This is a genomic window from Streptomyces sp. NPDC046931 (genome assembly GCF_040644655.1).
Lineage (GTDB): Bacteria > Actinomycetota > Actinomycetes > Streptomycetales > Streptomycetaceae > Streptomyces.
In genome coordinates, this window is sequence record NZ_JBEYWX010000020.1 from 39,682 (window position 1) to 64,347 (window position 24,666).

General features: G+C 72.2%; 25 protein-coding genes. 10 read left to right on the top strand and 15 right to left on the bottom strand.

All coding sequences use genetic code 11. The features are described from left to right. Positions 1-4 precede the first annotated feature (4 nt). Genes ABZ876_RS28550 through ABZ876_RS28560 form a run of 3 tightly spaced genes read right to left on the bottom strand, consistent with a single transcriptional unit; the run spans position 5 to position 1,635 of the window. On the bottom strand, positions 5-328 hold the full coding sequence (locus ABZ876_RS28550; RefSeq protein WP_361787176.1) for a plasmid stabilization protein: 324 nt from the start codon (positions 326-328) through the stop codon (positions 5-7). A gap of 60 nt (positions 329-388) precedes the next feature. Continuing rightward, positions 389-1,465, bottom strand: coding sequence for an oxidoreductase (locus tag ABZ876_RS28555; protein WP_361787179.1), 1,077 nt, complete (start codon positions 1,463-1,465; stop codon positions 389-391). Positions 1,466-1,485: 20 nt separating this feature from the next. Then, positions 1,486-1,635 carry a hypothetical protein gene (locus ABZ876_RS28560; protein ID WP_361787182.1) on the bottom strand — a complete coding sequence of 50 codons (150 nt, stop codon included), beginning with the start codon at positions 1,633-1,635 and terminating at the stop codon, positions 1,486-1,488. Positions 1,636-1,732: 97 nt separating this feature from the next. Between ABZ876_RS28560 and ABZ876_RS28565 the strand changes: the two genes are divergently transcribed. Next, positions 1,733-2,149: an SsgA family sporulation/cell division regulator gene (locus tag ABZ876_RS28565; RefSeq protein WP_361787185.1), complete on the top strand. Its 417-nt coding sequence runs from the start codon at positions 1,733-1,735 to the stop codon at positions 2,147-2,149. A gap of 58 nt (positions 2,150-2,207) precedes the next feature. Here ABZ876_RS28565 and ABZ876_RS28570 read toward each other — a convergent pair whose 3' ends face one another. Further along, positions 2,208-3,041: an isocitrate lyase/phosphoenolpyruvate mutase family protein gene (locus ABZ876_RS28570; protein ID WP_361787188.1), complete on the bottom strand. Its 834-nt coding sequence runs from the start codon at positions 3,039-3,041 to the stop codon at positions 2,208-2,210. Between the two features lie 76 nt (positions 3,042-3,117). Then, a complete protein-coding gene (locus ABZ876_RS28575) occupies positions 3,118-3,864 on the bottom strand; it encodes a GPP34 family phosphoprotein (RefSeq protein WP_361787191.1) in 747 nt (248 codons plus the stop codon). 305 nt (positions 3,865-4,169) lie between these two features. Between ABZ876_RS28575 and ABZ876_RS28580 the strand changes: the two genes are divergently transcribed. The 4 genes from ABZ876_RS28580 to ABZ876_RS28595 all read left to right on the top strand — a co-directional run bounded on the left by ABZ876_RS28580 (position 4,170) and on the right by ABZ876_RS28595 (position 9,057). Then, the gene (locus tag ABZ876_RS28580; protein WP_361787194.1) at positions 4,170-5,798 is read left to right on the top strand and encodes an ABC-F family ATP-binding cassette domain-containing protein; all 1,629 of its coding nucleotides are present in this window, start codon (positions 4,170-4,172) and stop codon (positions 5,796-5,798) included. 625 nt (positions 5,799-6,423) lie between these two features. After that, complete coding sequence (gene ddaH / locus ABZ876_RS28585; protein ID WP_361787197.1) at positions 6,424-7,200, top strand: dimethylargininase; 777 nt, start codon at positions 6,424-6,426, stop codon at positions 7,198-7,200. 226 nt (positions 7,201-7,426) lie between these two features. Continuing rightward, positions 7,427-8,401, top strand: a complete 975-nt coding sequence (locus ABZ876_RS28590) for an acyl-ACP desaturase (protein WP_361787200.1) — start codon at positions 7,427-7,429, stop codon at positions 8,399-8,401. A gap of 200 nt (positions 8,402-8,601) precedes the next feature. Then, positions 8,602-9,057: a hypothetical protein gene (locus ABZ876_RS28595; RefSeq protein WP_361787203.1), complete on the top strand. Its 456-nt coding sequence runs from the start codon at positions 8,602-8,604 to the stop codon at positions 9,055-9,057. Between the two features lie 64 nt (positions 9,058-9,121). Here the strand turns inward: ABZ876_RS28595 and ABZ876_RS28600 are convergent, their stop codons facing one another. Next, the gene (locus ABZ876_RS28600; RefSeq protein WP_361787206.1) at positions 9,122-9,337 is read right to left on the bottom strand and encodes a hypothetical protein; all 216 of its coding nucleotides are present in this window, start codon (positions 9,335-9,337) and stop codon (positions 9,122-9,124) included. A 168-nt stretch (positions 9,338-9,505) separates the two neighbouring features. Continuing rightward, positions 9,506-9,757, bottom strand: coding sequence for a WhiB family transcriptional regulator (locus tag ABZ876_RS28605; RefSeq protein WP_361787209.1), 252 nt, complete (start codon positions 9,755-9,757; stop codon positions 9,506-9,508). A 299-nt stretch (positions 9,758-10,056) separates the two neighbouring features. On the opposite strand from ABZ876_RS28605, the gene ABZ876_RS28610 reads away from it, so the two are divergent. Beyond that, positions 10,057-10,842 carry a VOC family protein gene (locus tag ABZ876_RS28610; protein WP_361787212.1) on the top strand — a complete coding sequence of 262 codons (786 nt, stop codon included), beginning with the start codon at positions 10,057-10,059 and terminating at the stop codon, positions 10,840-10,842. Positions 10,843-10,888: 46 nt separating this feature from the next. Here the strand turns inward: ABZ876_RS28610 and ABZ876_RS28615 are convergent, their stop codons facing one another. From ABZ876_RS28615 to ligD, 3 genes are all read right to left on the bottom strand, one after another. After that, the gene (locus tag ABZ876_RS28615) at positions 10,889-11,944 is read right to left on the bottom strand and encodes a LacI family DNA-binding transcriptional regulator (protein WP_361787215.1); all 1,056 of its coding nucleotides are present in this window, start codon (positions 11,942-11,944) and stop codon (positions 10,889-10,891) included. Positions 11,945-12,113: 169 nt separating this feature from the next. After that, positions 12,114-13,151: a multicopper oxidase domain-containing protein gene (locus tag ABZ876_RS28620; protein WP_361787218.1), complete on the bottom strand. Its 1,038-nt coding sequence runs from the start codon at positions 13,149-13,151 to the stop codon at positions 12,114-12,116. Between the two features lie 114 nt (positions 13,152-13,265). Further along, the gene (gene ligD / locus ABZ876_RS28625) at positions 13,266-14,291 is read right to left on the bottom strand and encodes a non-homologous end-joining DNA ligase (protein ID WP_361787221.1); all 1,026 of its coding nucleotides are present in this window, start codon (positions 14,289-14,291) and stop codon (positions 13,266-13,268) included. 108 nt (positions 14,292-14,399) lie between these two features. On the opposite strand from ligD, the gene ABZ876_RS28630 reads away from it, so the two are divergent. Beyond that, a complete protein-coding gene (locus tag ABZ876_RS28630; protein ID WP_361787224.1) occupies positions 14,400-15,470 on the top strand; it encodes an ATP-dependent DNA ligase in 1,071 nt (356 codons plus the stop codon). A gap of 36 nt (positions 15,471-15,506) precedes the next feature. Here the strand turns inward: ABZ876_RS28630 and ABZ876_RS28635 are convergent, their stop codons facing one another. The 3 genes from ABZ876_RS28635 to ABZ876_RS28645 all read right to left on the bottom strand — a co-directional run bounded on the left by ABZ876_RS28635 (position 15,507) and on the right by ABZ876_RS28645 (position 19,677). Next, positions 15,507-15,839: a hypothetical protein gene (locus tag ABZ876_RS28635; RefSeq protein WP_361787227.1), complete on the bottom strand. Its 333-nt coding sequence runs from the start codon at positions 15,837-15,839 to the stop codon at positions 15,507-15,509. Positions 15,840-15,979: 140 nt separating this feature from the next. Next, the gene (locus tag ABZ876_RS28640; protein ID WP_361787230.1) at positions 15,980-16,738 is read right to left on the bottom strand and encodes an IclR family transcriptional regulator; all 759 of its coding nucleotides are present in this window, start codon (positions 16,736-16,738) and stop codon (positions 15,980-15,982) included. 251 nt (positions 16,739-16,989) lie between these two features. Next, complete coding sequence (locus ABZ876_RS28645; RefSeq protein ID WP_361787233.1) at positions 16,990-19,677, bottom strand: AAA family ATPase; 2,688 nt, start codon at positions 19,675-19,677, stop codon at positions 16,990-16,992. Positions 19,678-20,022: 345 nt separating this feature from the next. On the opposite strand from ABZ876_RS28645, the gene ABZ876_RS28650 reads away from it, so the two are divergent. Beyond that, positions 20,023-21,036 (top strand): DUF2510 domain-containing protein, encoded by a 1,014-nt coding sequence (locus tag ABZ876_RS28650; RefSeq protein ID WP_361787235.1) that lies wholly within the window; start codon positions 20,023-20,025, stop codon positions 21,034-21,036. Between the two features lie 159 nt (positions 21,037-21,195). On the opposite strand, the gene ABZ876_RS28655 is transcribed toward ABZ876_RS28650, so the two are convergent. Beyond that, entirely contained in the window at positions 21,196-21,810 is a 615-nt protein-coding gene (locus ABZ876_RS28655; RefSeq protein ID WP_361787238.1) for a TetR/AcrR family transcriptional regulator, read from the bottom strand. A gap of 206 nt (positions 21,811-22,016) precedes the next feature. Here ABZ876_RS28655 and ABZ876_RS28660 point away from each other — a divergent pair, with 206 nt between their 5' ends. Further along, positions 22,017-22,934 (top strand): phosphatase PAP2 family protein, encoded by a 918-nt coding sequence (locus ABZ876_RS28660; RefSeq protein WP_361787241.1) that lies wholly within the window; start codon positions 22,017-22,019, stop codon positions 22,932-22,934. Beyond that, positions 22,931-23,869, top strand: coding sequence for a DMT family transporter (locus ABZ876_RS28665; protein WP_361787244.1), 939 nt, complete (start codon positions 22,931-22,933; stop codon positions 23,867-23,869). Before ABZ876_RS28660 ends, ABZ876_RS28665 begins: the two co-directional genes overlap by 4 nt. Positions 23,870-24,120: 251 nt before the next feature. On the opposite strand, the gene ABZ876_RS28670 is transcribed toward ABZ876_RS28665, so the two are convergent. Next, the gene (locus ABZ876_RS28670) at positions 24,121-24,468 is read right to left on the bottom strand and encodes a LuxR C-terminal-related transcriptional regulator (RefSeq protein WP_361787247.1); all 348 of its coding nucleotides are present in this window, start codon (positions 24,466-24,468) and stop codon (positions 24,121-24,123) included. Between the last annotated feature and the right edge of the window lie 198 nt (positions 24,469-24,666).

The following is a 24,666-nucleotide window of genomic DNA, read 5'->3' on the forward strand; positions in this document are numbered from 1 at the left end:
GGTCTCACTTGCCCAGCGCGCGCTGGAGCTCGCTCTTGTTCATGTCCGAACGGCCCCGGATGTTGCGCCGCTTGGCCTCCTCGTACAGCTGGTCGTACGTCGGCCCCTGGGAGCCGTGCCCCGAGCGCTGTCCGCCCCGCTTGCCGGACGACATGTCCTGGGTGGACGTGCGGCTGGCGGTCCGGGACTCGCCGGAACGGGCGCGTTCCTTGTTCACGGTGCGGGCCGCGATCTCCTTGGCGCGACGCGGGCTCTCCCCCCGGTCCAGCGCGCTGTCCTTGATGTGCTCGTACTGACGTTCCCGCTTGGGACTGGAGCCGCGTGGCATGACCGGTCACTTCCTCTCGGTGCTGATTCGTCCGAGTACCCGTTTTCGCCGGGATCACCGTCACTCCAGGCGGGCCACCCGCCCCTTCTCGCCGGAGGCCCAGCAGCCCCGGTCGGGGGCGCAGTTCACGGTGTCGTACGAGCCCGTGTCGACGGTCCTCCAGCTGCGGCCGCCGTCCGTGGTGAGGTCGGTGCCGGTCGGGCCGACGGCGAGCGCGGCCGTGCGGCTGTGCGGGAGCCAGGTGACACCGGAGCGGTAGGCCGCCGGGGGCTCGGCGGCGGGCGCCCAGGTGCGTCCGCCGTCCCGGCTCAGCGCGGCGGACCGCGGGGACGGCTGGTCGGCGCGGTAGTCGCCGCCCACCGCCAGGCCCAGGGTGCGGTCGCGGAAGGCGAGCGCGAAGACGCCGCGGGCCGGATCGCCCGCCGGTACCGGTGTGCCGGCGGCCGACCAGGTCGCTCCCCGGTCCGCGGAGTGCAGCACGCACGCGTGCGCGCCGCCGCCCGTGGCGAGCCACACGTCGTGCGGCCCCGAGGCGACCAGGCACTGGCCACTGGCCGCGAAAGCGGCCTCGCCGTCCTGGGCGGCGGGCATCCCGGCGCCTGGCAGGACCGTCCAGGAGCGGCCGCCGTCGCGGGTGGACAGGAGGCGGAACCTGCCGTCGACCGGGTCGCTCACGGCGAGGCCGTGGCGCCGGTCGAAGAAGGTGAGGCAGTCGTAGAAGGCCTTGGCGTCGGTGTTGCGGAACGCCTCGGTCCAGGTCCGGCCGCCGTCCCCGGTGCGGAGCAGCCGGGATGCCTCTCCCTCGCCGATGGCCAGAACCACCGCGTGCCCGGAGTCGAACGCCTCGATGTCACGGAACTCCTGATCCCCGCCGCCTGGCGGGGAGACGTCCCGCCAGTGGGCGCCGCCGTCCGTGGTGCGCAGCACGGTGCCCTTGGACCCGGCCAGCCAGGCGGTGTCCCGGCTGACCGCCGACAGCCCCCGGAAGCGTACGTCCGTACCTGTGTCCTTCAGCTGCCAGCGCGGCACCGGCCGCTGCGCGCCGTGCGCCTGCGCCGGTGCCGCCGGCAGGGCGGCGAGAACCGCCGCGCACACTCCCGCGGCCACCGTGCGGCCCGTACGTCTCCTGTTCCCCATGCCCGTCATGGCGCGCGAAGCTAGCCCAGTCCCCCGGTGCCGTCCAGACGGCCCCGGCCGGGAACCGTCCATCCGCGCCCGGTGTCCTCTCCGGTGTCGCCGAAGACCGCGGGACGGAAAGCGATCCGCATCATCCGCCTCAGGGGCATGGTCTCGGTGACACAGGTCACTCGCCGTTCATGTGCACGGATTGGCCGATTCCATCGTCTCTTCAGGTGCCCGGCCCATCCACCCGAAGTCCGTCCAGCCGTCACAAGGGAGCAGGCGTTGTCCACCGTCATCGAGCAGCCCGTGGAGGCCCGTCTCGTCGCCGCCGCGCCGCGGATGCCGAGCATTCCTGCCGTGCTCCACTACGACCGGCGCGATCCGTTCGCCGTCCGCATGACCTTCCCGGCCCCCGCCACCCTGGAGGGCGTCGAGGTCTGCTGGACCTTCGCCCGCGAACTCCTCACGGCCGGCCTGGAGAGCCCCGAGGGACACGGCGACGTCCGTGTGCGGCCCTACGGCTACGACCGCACCGTCCTTGAGTTCCACGCGCCGGAGGGCACCGCCGTGGTGCACGTCCACTCGCGCGAGGTCCGGAGTTTCCTGCGGCGGACCACGGAGCTGGTGCCGGTCGGTCTGGAGCACCTCCAGGTCGACCTGGACCACGATCTGGCGGAGCTGATGCGGGACGCGTGCTGAACTCGCCCTGCCGACGCGGGTGTTGAAGTCCACGCCCCCCCGGTCGATGCCGTAGGGGTCAACGGCCCGTGCGGAACAGCCCGTTCAGCTCGCCGTAGGCCAGCCCGCCCGCCCAGGTCTCATAGGTTCCCGCGTCCAGCAGCTCCCGTGCGGCGCGGTGCACCAGTCCGTGTACGGCCTGGGCGATGCCCGGCCCGGCGCTGACCCGGGCGACGCCGAGTGCGGCGAGTTCGGGGACCGGGGGCGCGCCGGGCCCGGCCATCACGTTCAGCGGCCCCTCGATCCCCTCGGCGAGCGCCTTCACGGTCACCGGGTCGACGACCCCGGGCACGAAGACGCCGTCCGCGCCCGCGGCGAGGAATGCCGCGGCCCGCTCCAGGGTCTCCCCCAGTCCGCCCGCGCCCCTCAGACAGGTGTCGATGCGCGCGTTGACGAACAGCGGCACCCCGGCCTCGTCGGCGGCCTCCCGCGCCGCCGCGATGCGCGCCGCCTGCTCCTGGACCGGACGCAGCGGGGCGCCCCCGCCGTACAGGCCGTCCTCGATGTTCACGCCGACGGCGCCCGCCGCGAGCACGGTCCTGACGGTGTCGGCGACGCCCGCCGCGTCGTCCGCGTAGCCGGTCTCGATGTCCGCACTCACGGGTACGGCCACCGCGCCCGCGATACGCGCGAGGGCCGCCAGGGCGTCGTCGCGGGAGAGCCGGTCTCCGTCGGCGGTGCCCAGTTCCCAGGCGAGTCCGGCGCTGGTGGTGGCGACGGCCGCCGCGCCCGCCTGTTCGACGAGTCGTGCGCTGACGACATCCCAGGCGTTCGGCAGGACGAGAGGCCGGCCGGGAAGGTGCAGGGCGCGGAAGGCCAGGGCCTGCTCGCGCGGAAGAGTGCCGTTGGTCATGGACCGAGCCAACCAGCCGCCGGGGGCGGTCGCCGGCAGGAATCCGACGAGTAGGTGTGCGTACGCCTCCGGGATGTCAGCCGCGAACACGGGTGGGCGTCGCGGCGGCGCCCGGCCCCGACGCGGTCGTACGCAATCCGTGCAGGACCCTCTCCAGCGCCGGAACGGCGCCACTGCCGCGCTCGGTCAGTGCCTCGATGCGCTCCCGGTGCCGGTCGCCGTCGGCGGGACTCACCACCGTGCGCAGTCCGGCCGCGGCAGTCAGGGCGGCCAGGGCCGCGTCCTGCTCCGACACCTCGGCGACGGGTACCGGGCCCGTGAGCGTCCTGTGCGCCTGCCGTTGCAGCGTCTCCACCGTCTGCGCCCGCTCCAGCTCGTACTGCGCGGACCGGAAGAGCCCGAACACCCTTCTGCTGCCGGCGCGCAGCACGCCGGCGGCGGCGAGCTGGGCGCGGACGGCGTCGAGGGTGACGCCGGCGTACCGCGTCACCCAGGACTCCCAGGCGCGCGGCCAGGACTCCGCGACGAGTTCGAGAAGCCCGTCGAGGACGGGATCGCCGCTGTGGGCGTCGAGATCACGCGGGGTGGCCGTGCCGGCCACGTCGACGAGCAGTCCGCGCCCGGCCAGCTCGGCCAAGGCACCCGCCCGCACCAGGTGGTCGAGCCGGGTGTCGCAGCCGGGGCTGCGCCCGGTGGTGTCCCAGGCCAGCAGATACAGCCGGGCGGGCAGCGAGGGGAAGCTGTCGGGCACGGGGGCCTCCTCGGGGAGGGCGATGGGCTGAGGGGATGCGCGGGCGGTGTACGAGTCGGGTTCGGTGCGCATACGGGTGCCCGGTCCGGACCGGAATACGGCTGTCCGGAGACCGGCGTTAATCGCGTTGACTCCCCCCGGGCCCGTTCCTACCGTGGACCACGGTCCTGTTGCCGTCGATAGGAGAAGGACGTTGCTCGTCTGAGGTCCTGAGACACCGCGTCACACAGCACTGTCCGTGTCTGTGTGCGTCGCGTGCGACCTCGGCGTACGAGCCGTCCTCCGGTGCGGGGCCCTTTCCGTGTCCGCGGACCGTCGCCCCCTGCGGTGTCTCCCACGCGTCACCCCACCACACTCCGAGCGGTAGCGAGGCCCGTATGTCACACATCTCTGCCATCACCTGTACGTCCCTGTCCTTCTCCTGGCCCGACGGCACGCCTGTCTTCGACGACCTCCAGCTCGCGTTCGCCCCCGGCAGGACCGGGCTCGTCGGCCTCAACGGAGCGGGCAAATCCACCCTGCTGAAGCTGATCGCCGGTGAACTCGTCCCGTCGGGCGGCACCGTGCGCGTCGCCGGAGAGGTCGGTTACCTTCCGCAGAACGTCACCCTGGACACCGAGTTGCGGGTGGACGAGGCGCTCGGTATCGCCGCGGCGCGCGCCGCGCTGCACGCCATCGAGAGGGGCGACGCGGCCGAGGAGCACTTCGCGACCGTCGGCGACGACTGGGATGTGGAGGAGCGCGCCGAGGCGATGCTCGGCGAACTCGGCCTCGGCCACATCGGCCTGGACCGCACCCTCGGGGAGGTCTCCGGCGGCGAGTCCGTCCTGCTGCGGCTGGCCGCGCTGCTGCTGCGCCGCCCGGAGGTGCTGCTGCTCGACGAGCCCACCAACAACCTCGACCTGTACGCGCGCCGGCGGCTGTACGCGGCGGTCGAGGCGTGGTCGGGGGTGATGGTCGTGGTCAGCCACGACCGTGAACTCCTCGACCTGGTGGACCAGATCGCGGACCTGCGCTCGGGAGAGGTCGTCTGGTTCGGCGGCACGTTCTCCGCCTACGAGGAGGCACTGGCCGTCGAGCAGGAGGCGGCGGAGCGCATGGTGCGCGTCGCCGAGGCGGACTTGCGCAAGCAGAAGCGGGAACTGGCCGACGCCCAGGTCAAGCTGGCCCGCCGCAAGCGGTACGGCCAGAGGATGTGGGACAGCAAACGCGAACCGAAGATCGTCATGGGGGCGCGCAAACGGGCGGCTCAGGAGTCCGCGGGCAAGCACCGCATCCTGCACGAGGGGAGACTCGCCGAGGCCAGGGACAGGCTCGACGAGGCGGCCGGTGCGGTACGTGACGACGACGAGATCCGTATCGACCTGCCGTACACGGCGGTACCGCCCGGGCGGTCCGTGCTGACCCTCAGGGACCTGGAACCGACGTACGGCGCACGGGTGGCGGGCAGCCTCGACCTGCACGGTCCCGAGCGGATCGCGCTGATCGGGCGCAACGGCGCGGGAAAGACCACCCTGCTGCGGACGATCGCCGGCGAACTGGAGCCGGTGGCGGGCGAGGTGAGGGCACATGTGCCGCTGCGGTTCCTGCCGCAGCGGCTGGACGTCCTCGACGACGGGCTGACGGTCGCGGAGAACGTGGCCCGGTTCGCGCCGGGCGCCACGGACAACCGGATCCGGGCGCGGCTGGCCCGCTTCCTGTTCCGCGGCGCGCGCGCCGACCAGCCGGCCGGGACTCTGTCGGGCGGCGAGCGCTTCCGTGCCGCCCTGGCCGCGCTGATGCTCGCCGAGCCGGCACCGCAGCTGCTGATACTCGACGAGCCCACCAACAACCTCGACATGGCGAGCGTGCGGCAACTCACCACGGCCCTGGAGTCGTACGAAGGCGCCCTGATCGTGGCCGGGCACGACCTGCCGTTCCTGGAGTCGATCGGCATCACACGCTGGCTGCTCCTCGACGGCGATCTCAGGGAAACCACACCGGAGACGGTGGGGCGCCCGGGGTAGAGGCGGGGGCGCGGGGCCCACCGGGGGTGCGAGGCCGGCGGCGGCCGGGCCCCCTCAGGGTTCGGACGTAGGCGGGGAAGGTCCGGGGTCGCCGGGTGCCCCGGGAGCCGCCCAGCGGCCGCCGGGCCCCACGGCGCAGGCCGGGAGTCACGCCGTAGCTCCCGGGCCTCACGCCGTGGGGCCGGTGGCCGTGTTGCCCGCGGACGGCGTCACACGCTCCGAACCGGTGTCCGGCGCGGGCCCGGATCCTCGGCGGCCCGGGGAACAGGGGCGGCCGACGCCATCGGCCGTCCCCCTGCGCACGCGGCGAGACCCGCAGACCCCGGACGTCCTCTCGGATCGCCGGTAGCCCTGGGCGGCCCCTTCGCAACACCGGACGCCACGGCCATCCCCTCACAACACCCGAAACGATGGAGGCGGCGCGAAGACCCGGTAAGCCTGAACGCCCACCCGGGAATACCCCGTCCACCGGGGGTATCCCTGGTGATGCGGGGGCCGCAGGTGCTCCCACGTGCCGCCGAGAGACGCGGGGCGTCGTGTGGCGGGGCGCTTACCCGGGGCTTTGTCCCCGGGGAACGGCCCTGCATGATGGCGGGCGACATCATCAGCCGAGACGGAGTTCCACGTGCCCAGCAAGAAGGCCCTCATCCGCCGACCGAGCCCCCGCCTCGCCGAGGGTCTGGTCACGCACGTGCAGCGGGAGAAGGTCGACGTCGACCGCGCGCTCGAGCAGTGGGAGGCGTACGCGGAGGCACTGCGCACCCACGGCTGGGAGACCATCGAGGTGGAGCCCGCCGACGACTGCCCGGACTCGGTGTTCGTCGAGGACGCGGTGGTGATGTACAAGAACGTCGCACTGATCGCCCGGCCCGGCGCCGAGTCCCGGCGCGGGGAGACGGCGGGCGTCGAGGAGGCGGTGGCCCAGCTCGGCTGCTCGGTGAACTGGATCTGGGAACCGGGCACCCTCGACGGAGGCGACGTCCTCAAGGTCGGCGACACGATCTACGTGGGCCGCAGCGGCCGCACCAACACCGCCGCGGTCAAGCAGGTGCGCGCGGTCTTCGAACCGCTGGGCGCCCGGGTGGTCGCCGTGCCGGTCACCAAGGTGCTGCACCTGAAGTCGTCGGTCACGGCGCTGCCCGACGGCACCGTCATCGGTCACGTACCGCTCGTGGACAAGCCGGCGCTGTTCCCGCGCTTCCTGCCGGTGCCGGAGGAGTCGGGCTCGCACGTCGTACTGCTCGGCGGCGGGAAACTGCTCATGGCAGCCAGTGCCCCCAAGACCGCCGAGTTGCTCGCCGACCTGGGGCACGAACCGGTCCTGGTGGACATCGGCGAGTTCGAGAAGCTCGAGGGGTGTGTGACCTGCCTCTCCGTGCGCCTGCGCGAGCTGTACGACTGACGGGCCGAGCGGCCTCCGCCTTCGGCCCCGTGCCCCCGCGCACGCGGGGTCTTCGGCATCCCGGCGGCATCCGCCGTCCCGTCCGGGCCCCTATGACACCCCCCGCCGACGAGCCGTTCTTATGGCGGGCTTAACCTACGGGTTCGTAACCTACGACCTCGTAGCCTACGATCCCGTAGGTTCCGGCGCCGCTCGCCGGTTTGTTCAGCGTCCCCCTGGAGTTCCCGTGACGATCCCTTCTCCCCACCTCGGCAGCCCCTCCGCCTGGACCGACGCCCGGCTGTTGTACGCCCTGGAGGAAGTGGTCGAAAAGGAGTTGAACCGCCATCTGAAGGTCGCCAAGGACTGGATGCCGCACGAGTACGTGCCCTGGAGCGACGGCCGCAATTTCCCCGGCTTCTTCGAGGACGGCACCGCCTGGGAGAAGGAGCAGTCCAAAGTCACCGATATCGGCCGGATCGCGCTGGTTGTCAACCTTCTGACGGAGGACAACCTCCCCAGCTACCACCACGAGATCGCCACCCTCTTCGGCCGTGACGGGGCCTGGGGGACCTGGGTGCACCGCTGGACCGCCGAGGAGGGCCGGCACGGCATCGTGATGCGCGACTATCTGCTCGCCTCGCGCGCGGTCGACCCCGACCAGCTGGAACGGTTCCGTATGGCCCACATGAGTGAGGGCTTCGAGTCGGACAACCGGCACTCGATGCTGCACTCCGTCGCGTACGTCGCCTTCCAGGAGCTGGCCACCCGCATCTCGCACCGCAACACCGGCCACCAGTCCGGCGACCCGGTGTGCGACCGGATGCTCGGCCGGATCGCGACCGACGAGAACCTGCACATGGTCTTCTACCGGAACCTGCTGAAGGCCGCGTTCGAGATCGCGCCCGACCCCACCATGGAGGCGGTCCGGGACGTCGTGGTGAACTTCCGCATGCCGGGTCACGGCATCCCCGGCTTCGAGCGCGCCGCCGCGCAGATGGCGATCGGCGAGGTGTACAACCTGCGCATCCACCACGACGACGTCATCCAGCCGGTGCTTCGCCACCTCAAGGTCATGGAGATCGACGGGCTCGGCCCCGAGGGCCGCCGGGCCCAGGAGGAACTCGGCCTGTTCCTCGGCGGACTCGACGCCGAGGCCCTGAAGTTCGACGAGAAGCTCGCGGCGCGCAAGGCCCGGATGGCGGCGCGCGCGGGCGAGTAGCGCGTCGTCCCGGGCGCGCCCGGGACGACGCCGTAACGATTCAGCAGTAAACGCCAGGCCGCGCCACCCTTTTGCCACGGAGAGCCATCCATCAGCATGAATATGCCGGTTGGTGTTCCCCCGCGGGCATTCCCCGGTCCAGTCCCCGTATGACGCCTGGTCGGGCCGGGTGGCCCCTGGAGCTGCTCATGATGAATGCGATGTGGAAACACGACGTGGAGTGGCTCGCCGCCGCCACGCCGGCCTCCCGGGCGGGAGAACGGACCTGGCACCCGGGCGACGGAACGGTGCTGATGGAGGCCGGACACCACTGGGACCTGGTGAGCGTCCCCCGCCAACTCGGCCTGCTCACCCTGGACATCCTGTGGTACGACCCCGTGCGCACGCCCGGACCGACGCTGGTGGACTCGGCGGCACAGCGGGTGGGCTTCCTCGTACCACCCGATCCGGCCTGCCACTGGCACGGGGAGGGACTGCGTCATGCGAGCGTGGGGTCATGGGTCGCACTGCCCCCGCCGGACCGGCCGGCGAGCCCGCTGGAGTGGATCGTTCCCCCCGACGCAAGCGGGGCGCTGCACTCGCCGCTCATACTGCGGCTGGCCCTGCGCGAGGCCGGCGAGACCCTCGCCTTGCTGGAGCCCGCCAGCGAGGACTAGGCCCTGTCGTCCGCGCGACACCCCGCGACGGCACCGCGTGCCCGCGGTGCCGTCGCGGGGTGTCCTACGCGGCTTCGTAGTGGTGCGCTTCGGCTCCTCGCCACTTCACCCACGCGGGATCGTCGAGCAGGTCCTCGGTGTCGGGCAGGCCTGCCCGGCCCAGGAACTCGATCACATCCTCGTCGGAGAACGCCAGGCCGAGGCTCTCCCCGCGCGCGGTCACCCGTCGGCCGCCGGTGCCCGACGGCGGATGAACGGTGACAGGAGCCCGTCCGGACATGTCTCCAGCATCGTCCCGCGCGCCCGCACGCGCATCCGGACCGGCCGCGGGCCCACGCCCCGGGCTCGCATAGAAGCACGCCGCCCTCGCCCCCGCGTTCCCCCACGGCATCCGGGCGCCGCTCAGCGGGCCGGCCGGACGGATCCCACGACGGGCCGGGGGGACCTCTCATCCGTTCTCCCGTCCGCGCCGCAGTTGCAGCCGTTCCTTCTCGGACAGCCCGCCCCAGACGCCGAACCGTTCGTCGTTGGCGAGCGCGTACTCGAGACACGCGGAACGGATCGTGCACAGTCCGCAGATTCGCTTCGCCTCCCGCACCGAACTGCCCGGCTCCGGGAAGAAGAAATCGGACCCCGTCTGCGCGCACAGCGCCTGCTCATGCCAGGCGATGTCGGACACAGTGCTCGCTTCGATGTGCATGCCGAGAGCGTGCCGCGCAGCGAAAAACGTCCGATCAACGCGAGATCAACGCCTCGGCCGTGGTCTCGCCCACGGCTCGGACGGGGTCGTCCACGACCCCCATGGTGGCCCGGTCTCATACGTCGACGCACGACGGCGCGCGGCGCCAAGGCCAGTGAGGCCCACCACGCAGACCACTCTACCGGTCACCGACCGTCACGGGGGCCCATCCCGTGGTTCCGGCGGCGATTGTCAGTGGCCGGTGGAAGACTCGGCAGTACAAACGGGAACCCTCGAAGGGCCTTCGAAGGAGGGCAGCCATGCTCACCACCCGCTTCGTCGACGGCGCCCCGAACTGGCTGGATGTGGGCACCCCGGACATCGACGGCGCCGTCTCCTTCTACGGCGGTCTCTTCGGCTGGCAGTTCGACTCGGCGGGCCCCGAAGCCGGGGAGTACGGCTTTTTCCAGCTCTCCGGCCGGACGGCGGCCGGCTGTATGGGGATCACCGAGGAGCAGGGGTCGCCCTCCTGGACCATCTACTTCCAGAGCTCCGACGCGGAGGCCACGGCGAAGGCGGCCGAGCAGGCCGGGGGCAGCGTGCGCGTCCAGCCCATGGACGTCATGGGCGAGGGCCACATGGCCATCCTCGCCGACCCCGCGGGCGTGCCCTTCGGCATCTGGCAGCCGGGCCGGACCAAGGGCATCGAGGTGGCCGGCTCCCCCGGGGCGCTGTGCTGGGTCGAGCTGTACACCCCGGACATCGCCCGCGCCGCGGCGTTCTATCACCGGGTGCTCGGCTGGGAGACCGAGGGCGTGCCCTTCTCCGGAGGCACCTACACCTGCATCAACCCCGAGGGCGCCGGCCAGGACGCCATGTTCGGCGGTCTCGTACCGCTGGCCGACGATCCCGTGGAGGCGGGGTCCGGCGCGCACTGGCTGCCCTACTTCGCCGTCACGGACACGGACGCGACGGTGAGCAGGACTCAGGATCTCGGTGGCACCGTCCGGATGCCGGCGACGGACCTCCAAGGGGTGGGCCGCGTCGCCAGGCTCGCCGACCCGTACGAAGCGCGCTTCGCGGTGCTCAAGAGCGCCCAGGGCTGACCCACCGGGGCGGCCGAGCGGATGGGGACGCGTGGGCATGCACGCCTCATGCCGAGGCGCGCCGCACCAGGGTCGTCGGCAGCACCACGCTGGACGGACCGTCCCCTGCGACGGACGAACCGCCCGGCTCCGGCGCGCCGGTGCCCCGGTCCAGACCGCTCAGCAGCAGCCGCGCCATCAGCCGCCCCATCTCCTCTATGTCCTGACAGACCGTCGTCAGTGGCGGGTCGGTCTGCTCGGCGACCGGCAGCATGTCGTCGAAGCCGATGACGGCGACGTCGTCGGGCACCCGGCGCCCCAGCGCGCGCAGCACACGGAGGGCACCGGACGCGCTCAGGTCGTTCGCGGCGAACACGGCGTCCAGGTCCGGGCAGCGCTCCAGCAGCCGGCGCATCGCGCGTTCACCGCCGGCCGGGGTGAAGTCCCCCTCGGCGATCAGCCGCGGGTCGGCGTCCCCCATGACGTCCCGGAACCCGTCGAGCCGGTCCACCGCGGACGTCTGGTCGAGTGCGCCGGTGATGTGGGCGATGCGGCGGCGGCCGAGACCCACCAGATGGCGTACGGCCTCGCGGGCGCCGCCGCGGTTGTCGCTGTCCACGTACACGGCACCGCTGGTGCCGTCGTCCCAGCCGGGCCGCCCGCCGAAGACCGTTGGCACCCCGGCACGCTGCACCAGTTGAGGCAGTGGGTCCTCCAGGTGCAGGGAGAAGACGAGGGCGCCGTCGACATGGCCGCCCGCAAGGTACCGGCCGACCCGGGCGTGGTCGGCGCGCCCTTCGGTCAGCAGCAGCACGAGCTGGGAGTCATGCGCCGTCAGCTCCCTGCTGATCCCGCGCAGTTGAAGGGCGAAGAAGGGATCGGCGAAGACCCGGGTCTCCGGTTCCGCGACGACGACGGCGACCGCGTCGTGCCGCTTGGTGACGAGGCTGCGGGCGGCCTGGTTGGGTACATAGCCGAGTTCCTCGACGACCTGGCGTACACGCTCCGCGAGGGGCTTGCGCACACCGTCCCCGCCGTTGACGACCCGGGACACGGTGGCCCGCGAGACCCCGGCCCGGGCGGCGACGGCCTCCAGAGTGGGACGCGGCGCGGTCTCGGTCACGTGGGCCCCCTCCCTCGGCGTTTGCGGATCAGGATAGCCCGCGTCCCCCATCTCGCCGGGAGTGCTCCGGCGGCCAGGGACAGCCGGTATCACGGAACGAGCCTCAGGCCAGTGGGAGTTGGTTCATCCGGGTCGTCCGGCCTCCGGCGTCCGGCCTGGGCGTCCGCTATTACTCCCCCTCACCCTCGCCCTCACCGTTGCCCTCACCGTTGCCCTCGCCGTTGCCCTCTCCCTCGTCCTCGTCCCCGTCCTGGCTCTGCTGCTGGTGCTCGCGCTGATGCATCTCATACGTCGGAATGGTTCCGTTCCGGTCCTTCACCAGGAACAGCCCGGTCATTCCCTTGTCGGAGTGGTGCTGCACATGGCAGTGGTACATCCACGCGCCCGCCCCGACGCCCTCACCCGCGATGACCTGGAAGCCGAAGGAGTCCCCCGGCCCCACGATCCTGTTGTCGATGACCGGGCACGTATCGTGCGGTCCGGCCAGGATGCCCGTGCGGTTGTTCGCCCAACGGTGGCCGTGCATATGGAAGGTGTGGTAGAAGTCGCCGTGCGTGATCATCACGAACTCGACGCGGTCCCCGAGCGCCGCCTGGAAGTTGGGGCCGGAGTGCGGGGGGCGGTTGTTGATCGACGTGTTGTTGAACACGATCGTGTGCGTTCTGAGGGGAAGGATGTCGCCCACGCGGCGCACGATCACCGGCCCGTACAGGCCATTGCGGACACCGCCGGTGCCGTGGTCCGAGCCGACCATGTGGTCGTGGTAGTGCCAGTAGCCCGCGCTGCCCTCCCGCCAGGTGCCGTCCGCGCGGCGGCCGGGGGCGTGGGTGCGCCAGATGTAGGTACGGGTGCCGCCCGGCTGCACCCCGCTCCAGCTCCAGCGGGTGCCGTCCTGGTAGATCGTGTAGTCCAGACCGTGCACATGCAGACTCGCCGTGACATCCATCGTGTTCACCAGCTGGACGTACGCCGTGTCGCCCTCGGTGAGCTCGATCAACGGGCCGGGAACGGTCGCCTTCCCCCGCTGCAGGCCGTAGCCCATGCGCCCGTCGCTGAGCTTCTCGGCGTACAGCGTGATGCGCCTGATCCGGCCGCCGGCAGGCGCCGTGCGCAGTGAGGTACCGACGGCCTCCGGGGCCGCGGACAACGACGTCGCGACGGCCGCACCGCCCAGCAGCATCCGGCGGTTGAAGCTGCGTCTGTCCATGCCGGACTCCCCATCCTTTACGGAGTTCACGGAGAAGAGCCGCTGAGACGAACCGGGACGATAGCGGCACTGCGTGAGCTTATCCGGATAGAGGACAGATATGTTGTATTGCCTTCATACCGGCGGGGTGCCGTCCCGCCGGGCCCGGCTCGGCTGGACCCGTTTCGGTTCGCCCGGCATCTTCGGATACTCCGGCGGATAGGGCAGATCACCGAGACCGTGGTCGTGCTCGTCCCGGCGGGCCAGGTCGAGGAGCAACTCCAGGGAGAACGCGTGGTCGTCCATGTCCGCGTGGACGTCACCGAGCCGGGCGAACCGGGGTGGCATGGACGCCAGGTCGAAGTCGTCGGGCACCGCGTCGTCGACCTCGTCCCAGCGCAGCGGCGCGGACACCGGGGCGTGCGGCTTGGGACGTACGGAATAGGCGGAGGCGACGGTGCGGTCGCGCGCCGTCTGATTGTAGTCGACGAAGATCTTCTCGCCCCGCTCCTCCTTCCACCACGCGATGGTCACGTGCTCCGGCATACGGCGCTCCAACTCGCGCCCGACGGCGATGGCGGCACGACGCACCTGTGTGAAGGTCCAGCGCGGTTCGATGGGCACGAAGACGTGCAGCCCCCGGCCGCCGGACGTCTTGGGCCAGCCGCGCAGACCGCCGAACTCGTCGAGGACGGCGCGCAGTTCATGGGCGGCGCGCACGGCGTCGGCGTAGTCGGTGCCGGGCTGCGGGTCGAGGTCGATGCGGAGTTCGTCGGGATGGTCGACGTCCTCGCGGCGCACCGGCCACGGATGGAAGGTGAGCGTGCCGTACTGCGCGGCCCACACCACGGCGGCGACTTCGGTGGGGCACATCTCGTCGGCGCTGCGGCCGCTGGGGAAGGTGATGTGGGCGGTGGGAATCCAGTCGGGCATGTTCTTGGGCGCCCGCTTCTGGAAGAAGAACTCACCGGTCACGCCGTCCGGATAGCGCTCCAGAGTGGTCGGCCGGTTGCGCAGGGCGCGCAGAATGCCGGGGCCGACGGCACTGTAGTACTGCGCGAGGTCCAGTTTGGTGAAGCCGCGCTCCGGAAAGAAGATCTTGCCCGGGCTGGACAGCCGTACCCTCCGGCCTGCCACCTCCAGCTCCACCGCATCACCCATGCGAGCCACGGTAGGCGCACGGGACAGACCCCGCACACCGGGCGCAACGTGCCGCGCTGCCACGAACTCGACAAGCGGGTGCCCGGGTCCGCTCCTAGAGTCAAAGCCATGGATCTGCCGGTGATGCCACCCGTCAAGCCGATGCTCGCCAAGCCCGTGGCGAAGATCCCGCCGGGCATGCAGTACGAGGCGAAGTGGGACGGGTTCCGGGCGATCGTCTTCCGTGACGGCACCGAGGTGGAGCTGGGCAGCCGTACCGGAAAACCGCTGACGAGGTACTTCCCGGAGCTGGTGGAGGCGCTGCGGGAACGGTTGCCCGAGCGGTGCGTGGTGGACGGGGAGATCGTGATCGCCCTGGAGGGGCATCTCGACTTCGACGCGCTGACGGAACGGATCCATCCGGCGGACTCCCGGGTACGCATGCTCGCGGAGAAGACCCCGGCCTCGTTCGTGGCGTTCGACGTGCTGGCGCTGGGCGACCGGTCGCTGCTCGACGTTCCGCTGAGCGACCGCCGCCATCTGCTGGAGAAGGCGCTGTCGTCGGTGACACCGCCGGTGCATCTCGCGCCCGCGACGACGGACCGCGCGGTGGCCGAGGAGTGGTTCCGGCACTACGAGGGCGCGGGGCTGGACGGAGTGATCGCCAAGCCGCTGTCCCTGCCCTACCGTCCGGACGACCGGGTGATGTACAAGGTCAAGCACGAGCGCACGGCAGACGTGGTGGTGGCGGGCTACCGCTTCCACAAGAGTGGCCCGGTCGTGGGCTCACTGCTGCTCGGGCTGTACGACGACCAGGGCGTCCTCCAGCACGTGGGGGTGGCCGCCGCGTTCACCATGAAACGGCGCGCGGAACTCGTGGAGGAGCTGGAGCCGCTGCGGATGGAGGACGTGGGGAGCCATCCGTGGGCGGCCTGGTCTCAGGAAGCGGCGCACGAGACGGCCCGGTTGCCCGGTGCGCCCAGCCGCTGGTCGGGGAAGAAGGATCTGTCCTGGGTGCCACTGCGGCCCGAGCGGGTGTCGGAGGTGGCGTACGACCACATGGAGAAGGGCGTGCGCTTCCGGCACACCGCGCGCTTCCGCCGCTGGCGTCCGGACCGCACCCCCGAGAGCTGTACGTACGCCCAGCTGGAGGAACCGGTGCGGTACGACCTCGCGGAGATCCTGGGCACTCCCGGCTGATCCTCCGGCAGGCATCGGCGGCTGGCGGAAGGCTTGTTACGCCCGGCGGCCCAGTCGGCGTTCGATCGCGGCCGCGGCGTCCCGCCGGGCGCAGGCGAGTGCCGCCCTGGCGTCGTCCGCAGAGCCGAGCCCCAGGGCCGCCGCGATCGCCTCCCAGGCGACACCGCCCTCCAGCAGCGCCTCCACCGCGGCGCCGACGGCGACCACCGTCTCCCGGCGTGCCCGGTCGAGTTCGGCGAGCGTACGCAGCAGGTCGGGTGCCGTCACGGCGTCCGACAGTCCGCTCCGCGCCCCGTGCCGCGCCTGATCGGCCGTGACCCACCAGTCGGCGGCGGAGTGCGGGGAAGAGGTGACGAGTGTCCGGTCCACGGTGGTGCCGCCTTCCTTGCCGGGTACGCAGTGGGGCTGTGCCGTGGCTGCCAGTCTAGGTCGGCGATCCGATAGGCGGTGCTTTCGGTCCGCTGAACGGACCACAGTACGAGGCATCGGGTTCTCGAGGCCCGGGGTGTTCACGCCTCGAACGGCAGCCCCGCCCGGGCCACCTCCCTCGCCGCCCCCTCCAGAGCGTCCGCGAAGCGCCGTACGCGCTCGTCACCGAACCGGGCACTGGGCCCGCCGAACGACAGGGCCGCCACCACGGCTCCTCCCCGCCCCCGTACCGGCACGGCCACCGCCGACAGCCCCTCCTCGCGCTCGCCGTGGCTGACGGCGTAGCCGCCGGGGCGTGCCTCGTCGAGCCACGCGCGCAGCGTCTGAAGGTGGGCGATACCGTACGGGGAGGTCTCCGCGACACGCCGCAGCAGGGACTCCGGCGCGTCCAGCAGCAGCGCCTTGGCGACGCCGCCCGCCCACAGCGGGAGTTCGTCTCCGACCCGGACGACCTCTCGCAGGCTCTGGGGGCTTTCCTGCTGGGCGACGCAGACGCGATGGATGTCACGGCGCACATACAGATGCACCGTCTCCCGGTGCTCGGCCACGAGGTCGCGCAGGATCACCCGGGCGGCGGGCGGCAGCCGCCAGACCTGTTCCGCGAGCCGGGACCAGCGCAGCAGGGCGGGGCCCACGAGATAGCGGCCGTGCTCGTCGATCCAGAGCAGTCCGTTGGCCCTGAGCGTCCCCAGCAGACGCAGCACGGTCGTCTTCGGCAGGCCGGACGCCGAGACGATCTCGCGGGCGGACAGCGCGGGGCGGCTCTCGTCGAAGAGGCCGAGGAGGTCGATCGCGCGCTGCACGGTTCTCATCCCCGCGGGTTCGGCCTCGGCCGCCATGGCTGACCCTCTCGACTCCGGACCGCCCACGACCCTGTGGACGTCTCTGCACCCGCACGGTACTCCGGCGCGTTCCGCGTGGCGGACCTCCGCGCCGCACGGGTGACCTGGGCCGACCGCTGCCCTTGCTTTCTTGTCGCCCGCTGCGGACGGACACTCCTCCCGAAGCGGCTACGCCCCGCGTACGCCGATGCCGCCGGTTTCTGCCGGTGAGCCGCCGGCCGGCGCCCCGTGGGCGCCGGCCACGGAGGTCACACAAGCCCCCGGTCGCCCTCCAGTGCCTCCTGTGCCCGGGCCGCCAGCCCGTCGGCTCCGCAGGCACGGGCCAGCGTCAGCCCTCTCCTCAACTCCGGTGCCGAACGGATGGCGAGGCCGTATTCGACGCGCGCCGCCGCGTGCTCGTAGGCGCAGGGTGACGCCTCCAGATACGTCACCGCCCGGGCGTACAGCGCGGTGGCACGCTGGCCCGTCTCCAGGGCGGCGGCCACGCGAAGGGCCTCACCGATGGCCGTGTCGGTGCCGAACAGCTCCGCCTGCCGGCGGGAGGTCACGGCGAGTTCGGCGGCACGGCGCGGATCGTCGTTGGCCAGCGCGCGGGCGAGGTCGCCGGCCCAGGGAGCCAGCACGGTGTTGTGCCCGCGCCCGGCGGCCGCCTTCTCGGCGGCCTCCAGCTCGCCCACGCCCTCCTCGGTCCGGCCGACGGCGAGCAGCAGCCGGCCGCGGACACAGCGGGTGTCCGGCAGCACGATGGTGGAGGGGTACGGCGGCGCGAAGCCGTACCGCTCGGCGATCGACCAGGCCTCCTCGACATGCCCGCGGGCGAGCAGGGTGTCGACGAGTCCGCACGTCGCGGACCAGTACAGGGGCAGTCCGCGGCCGACGCGCTCGGCGAGGCGCAGGGAAGCGTGCAGGGAGGATTCCGCCTCCCTCAGGCGGCCCCTCCTGCGGTGCGCCAGTCCGACATAGGCGTGGGCCAGGGCGAGGTGGCCGCCGCTCCACCCGGCGGATTCGTATGCGCGCAGGGCCTCCGTGAACAGGCTTTCGGCCCGGTCGAGGCGGTCGGTGTAGGCGTAGGCGCTGCCCAGCATCAGCAGCAGTTCGATGCCCCACTCCGTGTCTGTCCAGCCGAGCCCGGGGGCGAGGCGGCCGTTGACGAGGGCGCGGTCGCACAGTTCCACGACCTCCTCGGCGTTCTCGCCGTGGGTCATCGCGTCGAAGCCGCGCAGGATGAGCAGGGCCCGCTCGGAGTTGTCCTTCCCGGTGCAGGTGCGGGCGAGTTCGGCCAGCTCCTGTGAGCGGTCCGGGGAGTCCTCCTCGGCCGCGTGGACGCCCTCCCACATGTAGTGCACGGCCTGTAGCCGCATCCGGGAGGGGCCGGGTTCGAGCCGGGCGGCCTCCGCGTCGACGGTGCGGACCGCCTCGTCCAGCTGGTCGTTGTGCAGCAGGGCCTGGGAGAGGCGGTAGACGGCGCTGACCCGCACGTCTCCCTCCAGCCCGGGCATGGCGAGGGCCGCCTGGAGGTAGTCGATGGTGGTGGCGGGTGAGGTCAGCAGGATGGCGCAGCCCAGCTCGTAGAGCACATGCGGGTGGACCTCGGGCAGCGGTGGCTCCAGCAGAGCCCGCTCCAGGCAGCGGCGAGCCGCCTCGGGGGCGCCGACGGCGAGGTGTTCGCGCGCTGCCTCCCGCATCTGCTCGACGAGTTCCTCGTCGTCGTCGGGATGGACCTCGAGGAGGTGGCGGGAGGCGGCCGCGGCGCCGAGTCCGGAGTCGGTGACGACCTGTGCGGCGATGCCGTGCATCGCGGTGCGCAGCCCGTCGGGGATGGAGCGGTAGACGGCGCTGGCGATCAGCGGGTGCACGAACTCCAGCTCCCCCTCGGCCACCTGACGGCCCGCCGGATCGGGCTCGGCCAGGATGCGGGCGGCGCCGAGGAGTTCGGCGCAGCGCAGGGCGTCCTCGCGGCGCATGGTGGCGAGCCGGGCCACCAGGTCGACGGTGATGCCGGTCCCGAGGATGGCCGCGGCCCAGGCGAAACGGGTGGCTTCGATGCCGAGGCTCTCCAGGCGGGCGACGAGGCCGTTGCCGCGCGCCGAGCGGTTCAGGACGCGCAGCTCCGCGGCGGACGCCTCGACCGGTTCCAGCTGGCTGTCCTGCACCTTGGCGAGGAGTTCGACGGTCTCGTACGGATTGCCGCCGGTCACGGCCCACACCTCGCGGCAGAACGGGGCGTCGGCGTGCGTGCCGAGGGAGGCACGGGTGAGTCCGGCGGTCGCCTCGGGCGTGAGCTCGCTCAGGGTGTTGACCGGGTGGCGGGCGGCCGCGGCGATCGTGTCGAGGTGACGGGCGCTGGCCCCGGTGACCTCGCCGGGGCGGAGGGCGACCACGACCAGCACGCGCAGGTCGTCCAGACGCTCGCAGAAGGCGGCGAGCCAGTGGAGGGTCTCCTGGTCGGCCCAGTGTGCGTCGTCGATGAGCAGGACGAGGGGCCATTCCCGTTTGGCGAGCCGGGAGACGGCGACGACCAGGCCGTCGCACACACCCTGTGGGTCGGCCTGCCGTTCACCCGGCTCCGTTATCCCGAGGGCGGGGCCGGCGACGTCGTACCAGTCGCCCAGATACTCCCGCGCCTCCTCCGGCATCAGGGACAGGAGCGCGGGCTGGAGCAGTTGCCGTACGACATTGAAGGGGACGGACGTGACGGTCTCGCCGCCACGCGCCGACCACACCGTGCAGCCGCGCCGCTCCGCGATGCGGCGTGTCTCGGTGAGGAGCGCGGTCTTGCCGATGCCGGCCTCCCCGCCGAACACCAGCAGGCTCCCCGACGCGGAGGGCGATGTGTCGTCGCGTAAGGCGTCCACAGCCTCGCTGACGACGGCAAGTTCCGCGTCGCGTTCCCACAGGGAAGCCGAGGCGGCCGTGCCGGGCCGTGCCTCCGTCATCCCGGTACCTCCCCAGGTCGCCCAAACGACGTACAGGCTCGAGCCTAGCCCTCCCCGGGCTTCGGCGGAGGCGGGTCGGGGCACCTGTTGCCGTGATGGGTGACGCGCGATGTCCTGGGACGACGCGAAGGGCCGCCGACCAGCCGGGGAAGGGCGCCGCCGGTCAACTTCTCTTAAAACCGGCCCCCGAGCGGACGCTGACGGTCCGCCGGAACCGGGACGGGCGGTGCGGACCGGGCGCGGGCTGGGCGATCCGTCATGTCCCGGGCCGCATTCCGCTCCGTGGGCCGCCGGCCGGCCGGGGGCTCTCATCCCTCTTTCACGCATGCCTCCTACGGTGGTTCCATGACGCAGTTGACTCCTCCCGGGTGGTACGCCGACCCGGGGCAGACAAGTGACGGGCCCGCCACCGAACGCTGGTGGGACGGCAGGGCGTGGACGGACCGGACCCGTCCTGCGGGTCAGGCCGCCGCATGGGGTCCGCCGGCGCAGCCGCCGGGCGTCGGCGCGTATCCGGGCGGACCGTTCGGGGCCGTGCCGTATCCGGCCCCTCCGCCCGCTCCGGCTCGGCGCGGGCTGCGGACCGGGATAGCCGTGGCGGCGGCGGTCGCGGTCCTGGCGGGCATAGGCGGCGGTGTCTACGCGCTCACCGCGCACGACGGCGGCGGTGACTCCTCGCGTGCCCAAAGGCCTGGGGGCCCGGGCGGATTCGGCGGTCGGGAGGGCCAGGGCGGACCCTTCGGCGGCCCCGGCGGGCCGGGCGGCTCCGGGGGCTCGGACGGTCCGACGCCCGCACCCGGCCGGTCCGGCCAGCCGGGGACCGGGGACGGGTACGCCATCGATCCGTTCAACGGCATCGGCATCCCCGTGCCGGACGGCTGGCGCGGCGGCACCATCGGGGGAGGGGCGGCGATCCAGGCGAACGGCCAATACAAGTGCCCCGGTGACACCTCGAAGACCTGCAACACCGGCGGGGCGTACTCGGCGTCCGCGAAGTCGAAGGGGCTGACGGCCACCACGGCGGAGGCCGCGGCCAAGCAGGACATCGCCAAGAACGCCGAGGAGTCCTACGGCGGCACGTCCTACGGTGGCATCACCTCGCACCAGGAGCTCGCCTCGAAGGCGGTGACGGTGGCCGGGCAGAAGGGCTACATGGTCCGCTGGAAGGCGGTGACCGGCAAGGGTGCGGACGGCTATGTCGAGTCGCTCGTGTTCCCCTCGCCCGCCGGCTCCGGACGGCTCGTCGTCGTCCGGTTCGGTATCGACATCGGCTCGAACGCGCCGAAGCCGTCCGTCCTGGACAAGGTCGCCGAGGGCATCGAGGCGGCGTCCACGCGCGGCGACGGACAGAACGTCTGAACCGGCGCCACGGCCCCGGCCGGACTCGTGACGGGGCCGGGTGGGGCTCCCCTCCGCTCAAGAGGAGCCCCACCCGGCCGGGGTGCGCGCCGCCCCCGTCCCCACGGTGCGGCGCGATCAGGCCGGCGTCCGGTCATCCCACGGACGGCGGCCCGGTCTCTAGGTGATTCCCAGCGACGGGAGTACCGCCGCCTCGACGAAACGCTCGAGGTACTCCTCGTCCGCGTACTGGCCGTCCAGCATCGGGCGGGCGCGGAGCACACCCAGCAGCTGGGCGGGGATGTATTCGAGGGCAGGGTGGTCGGCGCGCACCTCGCCGCGTTCCACCCCGCGCCGCAGGATCTCCTGGAGCGCCTTGATCTCTGGCTCGACGATCGCCTCGCGCAGCGCCTGGGCGAGTTCCTGGTCCTGCATGACGGCGGGGCCGAGGGCCTGGACCAGCTTGGTGTCGCGGCTGGACCACGCGGCCGCGGCCCGTGCGGCGGCGCGCAGGTCCCCGGCGAGGGAACCCGTGTCGACGCCGGCGATCCGCACACAGCGGTTGGACCTGAGGGCGGCGGCGACGAACTGGGGTTTGGTCTTCCACTGCCGGTACAGCGTCGACTTGCTGCACCGCGTGCTGGCGGCGATGCCCTCCATGGTGACCGACTCGTAGCCGCATTCACGGATCTGTTCGAGCACGGCGTCGAAGAACTCCTGCTCGCGCTCGGGCGTGAGCTTGGAGCGGCGCGAGGCGGCAACCGTCTCCGGTGCGTTCGCTGCCTGCGACGTCATGGCGTGGTTCCTCCTCCGTCGTAGTCCCGGCCCGTGGGCCGCTTCACACCAGTATATCGATACGCGAGTGTACCGGTACGCAAACGTATCGGTACACTGACGTATCGATGAGCCTTGGACAGGATCCACTCGTCTGTCGAGTGGACCCTTTCCTGGGCTCACCACGCACCACCGGACGCAAGAGAAGTCAGCGAAGGGGCCGGGGGATGGATTCCCGAACCGAGCCTGAAACAGAAGGGGCAGCCGCGATACGCCGGCCGCCCCTCCTCCGTGAGCTCCTGCTGGTAGCCGGGCTCTTCCTCGTCTACAAGTTCGGCCGGCGGCTGGCGAACGGCCACACCGCCGAGGCCTACGCCGACGCGCACCGCGTGTGGCACTGGGAGCGCACCCTGCATCTGCCGGGCGAGGGGGCGGTGCAGTCCGCGCTGCTGCACGGCGACACCCCCGTCCGCGCCGCGAACCTCTACTACGTGGCCGTCCACTTCACGGCCACCGCCGCCTTCCTGGTCTGGCTGTACATACGGCGCCCCGCCCACTACGTATGGGCCCGGCGGGTCCTCGCCCTGGTCACCGGCGCCGCGCTGGCACTCCACCTGACGTTCCCACTGGCCCCGCCGCGGATGCTGGACGTGGCTCACCTGATGGACACCGGGCAGGTCTACGGCCCCACCGTGTACGGGGCCGAGCCCGAGACCGACTCGATGGCGAACCAGTTCGCCGCCATGCCGTCGCTGCACTTCGGCTGGGCCCTGATGGTCGCGATCGGCCTGATCGCGGCCACCCGGTCCCGCCTGCGGTGGCTGTGGCTGCTGCATCCGCTGCTGACGCTCGTCGTGATCGTCGGCACGGCGAACCACTACTGGCTCGACGCGATCGTGGCGAGCGTGCTGCTCGGACTCGCGCTGGCGGTGGTCCGCACACCGGCGCCGGCCTCGGACGAGGTGTCCACGGCGGCACCGCGCACCGTGCCCGCGCCGAGGCCGGCCGAACCCGCGACGGCCGCCGAGCGCTCGACGCCCCGGAACGACACGCCGTCCCCCCGGCTCCCGGCCTCCTCGAGGGACACGCCGGCCGTCGGGCCCTCGGCGGCCGAGGGCCCCGGTCTGGTGGGGGCGGGCCGATGAGCGCCGCGCTCCTCGCCGTCGTCCTCTCCCTGTTCTCCGCCGTGGCCTACGCGGCCGCAGCCGTGGCCCAGGAGCGGCTTGCCACCCGCGCCCCGGGCGTGGGCGCACTGCGGCTGTTCACCCACGGCGCCTGGTGGTGGTCGGTGATGCTCAACGCCTGCGCCGCCCTGCTGCATGTCGCGGCCCTCAAGTTCGGCCCGCTGACCCTGGTCCAGCCGCTCGGCGCGCTCACCCTGGTCGCCGCTGTGCCGCTCGGAGCACGGGCGGCGGGACGCCGGGTCGGCGCACAGGAGTGGCGGGGCACGGCCCTGACCCTGATCGGTCTGGCCGCACTGCTGGTGACGGCGTCCGGACCCGAGCCCGACGACGTACTGAGCCTTCCGCAGGCACTGGCCGTGGCGGGTGCGACCGCCGCTCTGATCGGTGCACTGGCCCTCCCCCACTCCCGGCTGCACCCGACCGGGGCGGCCCGCCCCGGCCTGCGGTATGCGACCGCCTCCGGCTTCGCGTCGGGTGTCGCCTCGGCGCTGACCCAGACCGTTACGGTGGCGGCGACGGACCGGTCGGAGCCGGTGCTCGGTGCGCAGGTCGTCGTGGCGGCGCTGCTGGTGGCGGCGTTCGCGACGGGCGGTCTGCTGCTGTCCCAGACGGCCTACCGGGACGGCCTCGGCGCGCCGCTCGCGGTGGTGACCCTTGCCAACCCGGTGGCGGCCGCGGTGATCGGCCTCTGTCTCCTCGGCGAACACCTCCAGGGCGGCGCGGCCGGGCTGCTGCTGACCGTGGCGGGCGTGGCTCTGGCGTCCTGGGGCGTGGTGACACTGTCGCGGTCATCCCCCGCCCCGGCGGCGGGGGATGCCGTGCCGTACACACCCCGCGGGGACCCGGACCACACGGCACCGGTCCCCTACGGGCCTTCCCTGGGCTCGGTGCGTTAGACGAGTACCGACGCCTTCGATGGTGCGGACGCCGTGCTGTTGCGGTCGAGCCGGCCTTCGAGGGTGTCGTTGACCGATTCGATCAGCTGTCTCACCGTCTTGATCCGGGCTTCTCCCGTCCGCCAGGCCGAGCAGGCCGGGCCGGTGGGCGGCAGGGCCGGCTCCGGGCCGGTGGTGCGATCATGGTGGCACCGGCCCGGAACCGGTGTGCCGGCGGGGCGCCGTCTCAGAAGAGGTGGCTGTTCACCGCCTCACGCGACAGACGGCGTGCGCCGCTGACTTGGGATCTGGCCGAGGCGCCGCGAGCACATCGGGTCGGTGCACAGTGATCCGTGGGCCAGGGCGGAGACGATCGCGGCCTGTGTCCGCGTCTGCTGTCCCAGCTTTGCCACGATGTTTGCGATGTGCGCTTTCACCGTGCGTTCTGCGATGCCCAGTTCCCGGGCGAGCTCACGGTTGCCCTGTCCCGTCCCCAGCAGCAGGAACACCTCTCTTTCTCTTGCGGTCAGGCTCTCCAGCAGCCATACGCGGGGCTCGGGACTGTGCCCGGTGCGCCGATAGGGGCAGGCCGTGTCTCCCGCGTCGGACCGTTTGGTCATGTCGGCCCTTCCTGGTCGCAGCGTTTCCAGCAGACCCCCGTGGCCTGGTTGCGGCAGCGACCGAACCCCAACCTACCCGGGCCGTAACCGGTCACTCATGCCCTTAACTCGTGCCAACTTGACCATTCCCGAAGGGCGTTGCCCGAAGGTGAGGGGTCTGTTCGTGCGTTGCCCCAAGAGACAATTTCCCTCAAGTGT

Excerpts from the sequence above, each read along its gene's own strand:
- ABZ876_RS28580 (WP_361787194.1), top strand. The coding sequence starts at position 4,170 with ATGTCACACATCTCTGCCATCACCTGTACGTCCCTGTCCTTCTCCTGG.
- ABZ876_RS28650 (WP_361787235.1), top strand. The coding sequence starts at position 20,023 with ATGACGCAGTTGACTCCTCCCGGGTGGTACGCCGACCCGGGGCAGACA.
- ABZ876_RS28570 (WP_361787188.1), bottom strand. The coding sequence starts at position 3,041 with ATGACCAACGGCACTCTTCCGCGCGAGCAGGCCCTGGCCTTCCGCGCC.
- ABZ876_RS28630 (WP_361787224.1), top strand. The coding sequence starts at position 14,400 with ATGGATCTGCCGGTGATGCCACCCGTCAAGCCGATGCTCGCCAAGCCC.
- ABZ876_RS28655 (WP_361787238.1), bottom strand. The coding sequence starts at position 21,810 with ATGACGTCGCAGGCAGCGAACGCACCGGAGACGGTTGCCGCCTCGCGC.
- ABZ876_RS28640 (WP_361787230.1), bottom strand. The coding sequence starts at position 16,738 with ATGGCGGCCGAGGCCGAACCCGCGGGGATGAGAACCGTGCAGCGCGCG.
- ABZ876_RS28550 (WP_361787176.1), bottom strand. The coding sequence starts at position 328 with ATGCCACGCGGCTCCAGTCCCAAGCGGGAACGTCAGTACGAGCACATC.
- ABZ876_RS28555 (WP_361787179.1), bottom strand. The coding sequence starts at position 1,465 with ATGGGGAACAGGAGACGTACGGGCCGCACGGTGGCCGCGGGAGTGTGC.
- ABZ876_RS28665 (WP_361787244.1), top strand. The coding sequence starts at position 22,931 with ATGAGCGCCGCGCTCCTCGCCGTCGTCCTCTCCCTGTTCTCCGCCGTG.
- ligD (WP_361787221.1), bottom strand. The coding sequence starts at position 14,291 with ATGGGTGATGCGGTGGAGCTGGAGGTGGCAGGCCGGAGGGTACGGCTG.
- ABZ876_RS28610 (WP_361787212.1), top strand. The coding sequence starts at position 10,057 with ATGCTCACCACCCGCTTCGTCGACGGCGCCCCGAACTGGCTGGATGTG.
- ABZ876_RS28670 (WP_361787247.1), bottom strand. The coding sequence starts at position 24,468 with ATGACCAAACGGTCCGACGCGGGAGACACGGCCTGCCCCTATCGGCGC.
- ABZ876_RS28595 (WP_361787203.1), top strand. The coding sequence starts at position 8,602 with ATGTGGAAACACGACGTGGAGTGGCTCGCCGCCGCCACGCCGGCCTCC.
- ABZ876_RS28600 (WP_361787206.1), bottom strand. The coding sequence starts at position 9,337 with ATGTCCGGACGGGCTCCTGTCACCGTTCATCCGCCGTCGGGCACCGGC.
- ABZ876_RS28620 (WP_361787218.1), bottom strand. The coding sequence starts at position 13,151 with ATGGACAGACGCAGCTTCAACCGCCGGATGCTGCTGGGCGGTGCGGCC.
- ABZ876_RS28660 (WP_361787241.1), top strand. The coding sequence starts at position 22,017 with ATGGATTCCCGAACCGAGCCTGAAACAGAAGGGGCAGCCGCGATACGC.
- ABZ876_RS28605 (WP_361787209.1), bottom strand. The coding sequence starts at position 9,757 with ATGCACATCGAAGCGAGCACTGTGTCCGACATCGCCTGGCATGAGCAG.
- ABZ876_RS28645 (WP_361787233.1), bottom strand. The coding sequence starts at position 19,677 with ATGACGGAGGCACGGCCCGGCACGGCCGCCTCGGCTTCCCTGTGGGAA.
- ABZ876_RS28575 (WP_361787191.1), bottom strand. The coding sequence starts at position 3,864 with ATGCGCACCGAACCCGACTCGTACACCGCCCGCGCATCCCCTCAGCCC.